The 1,564-nt window shown below is 57.2% G+C and carries 1 protein-coding gene and 2 pseudogenes; 1 reads left to right on the forward strand and 2 read right to left on the reverse strand.

The genetic code is table 11. From position 1 onward, the window contains the following. Window positions 1-378, forward strand: a pseudogene (locus tag EOA38_RS36155) (plasmid pRiA4b ORF-3 family protein); the annotation flags it as partial. Here EOA38_RS36155 and EOA38_RS36160 read toward each other — a convergent pair. Together EOA38_RS36160 and EOA38_RS39920 are read right to left on the reverse strand one after the other, a co-directional pair. Continuing rightward, the gene (locus tag EOA38_RS36160) at window positions 294-1,331 is read right to left on the reverse strand and encodes a dienelactone hydrolase-related enzyme (protein WP_127301466.1); all 1,038 of its coding nucleotides are present in this window, start codon (window positions 1,329-1,331) and stop codon (window positions 294-296) included. The pseudogene EOA38_RS36155 and the gene EOA38_RS36160 sit on opposite strands and share 85 nt — an antisense overlap. Beyond that, window positions 1,321-1,564 (reverse strand): annotated as a pseudogene (locus tag EOA38_RS39920) (hypothetical protein); the annotation flags it as partial. The pseudogene EOA38_RS39920 and the gene EOA38_RS36160, both read right to left, overlap by 11 nt.

A 1,564-nucleotide genomic window follows, 5' to 3' on the forward strand; every position in this document is an offset into this window, starting at 1 on the left:
CCTCTATGAGTACGACTTCGGCGACAACTGGCGCCATCTGCTCCGTCTGGAACGCCTTCCGCGCGAGGCAGGCGTCAATTATCCTCGCTGCATTGCAGCTGGCCGGTTAGGGCCGCCAGAGGACGTCGGCGGCCGGCACGGCTATGCCGAGCTCCTCGAAGCATGGCGCGACCCGGTCACGAAGAGCATAAGGCCATGCGCCGGTGGGCCGGCCGCAAATTTCATCCCGAAAACTGCGACCTCGACGCCATAAACAAGGCGATCGCCAAGGCAGTGCGCGCCGCACGAGGAAACTACCGCTTCCGCCGCCAACCCAGGGCAGAGTTGTCCGCACACGACAGAAACCGTTTCAAGCTCAAACCGGCGAACAAAATGTAAGGCGGCATGGCAAGCGAATAGTGACCACAGTTCAATGCCAAAATAGTTAGCCTGGCTCCGGCGTTCTCCAGCCTCTGCATGAACCTCGCCGAGAGCGCCGGCAACACCACTTTGTCTCTCTTGGCCAACACGACGTGAAGATCGAGATCAGGCCGTGCCAGACTATGTGCGTAATTCTCTAAGTTAAGTGGGCCCCAGGCCCTTCTGAGATCGGTCAGCTCAATCTCAGGGTCAAGGCTATCGCGTATCGATCGTGTCGCACGGCCCGTCCAGACCATGTCCGCTAGACTCCCCGCCGTCAGGAACAGCGAGGCTTTTGACACAGCCTGGTCGCGCGCAGCAATCAACCCCGCGACCCAGGACCCTAAGCTCATACCAAGAACCGAAATCTCTCTATAGCCTTCGCTTTTCAACCAACGTATGAGCTTTCGCCCATCCAATACTGCCTGCCTTATGGACTGGATCGTTCGCCCGAGATTGGGGCTAAGCATATAATCGGCGTGGACGGAGCCAGGACGGCTGCGCTCGAAGTGATACGGCATGGCAATTTCGACAACGGTGATACCACGCCGCGAGAAAAAACTGGCAATCCGACGATTCCGCGCGCTTGCATTCCAATGGTGAAAGATCACCATTGCCCGATCGAACGACCCGCTTTCTGTGACTTTCGCCCACACAACATTGTTCGGTGCGATATCAGTCGCAACGTCCGACGGAAATTTTAGCCACCCATCTTTCCATTCAAAACGCTCATCGCTCTCACTCGGCTCATCGAAAAAGGCTGGATCAGCCACGGCCTGGTCGGCAAGGACACAAAACTCCTCGATGCTTGCAATCTTCCCCGCGCCCGGAAAGGCGCGGTCCGCGTCAAGGATGAAATCCGTTGTCTTCTTCCCTACCTCACCGCGTCGCGCACGCCGCTCATCCCAACGATCAAGCCAGCTATGATACACTGTGATTTTTTCCTAATTCGCTTGCTCGCCATCGCCCAAAGCCGGGATCAAATAGGCCGTATGTCGCGAGCAGCACTCCAACGCCCAGCAGGATCGAAAAGCCAGCAAATGCATCGATCAGCAAGTAGCCAGCAACGAGTAACGCCACGACCGCCGACATCTTCCACAAGGGAACCTGAACCCGACTTCCGCCGCCTAAACGGATGGTCCCGTACACAAAAACAACACAGGTC

The sequence above is a fragment of the Mesorhizobium sp. M1E.F.Ca.ET.041.01.1.1 genome (assembly GCF_003997355.1).
Taxonomy (GTDB): Bacteria; Pseudomonadota; Alphaproteobacteria; order Rhizobiales; family Rhizobiaceae; genus Mesorhizobium.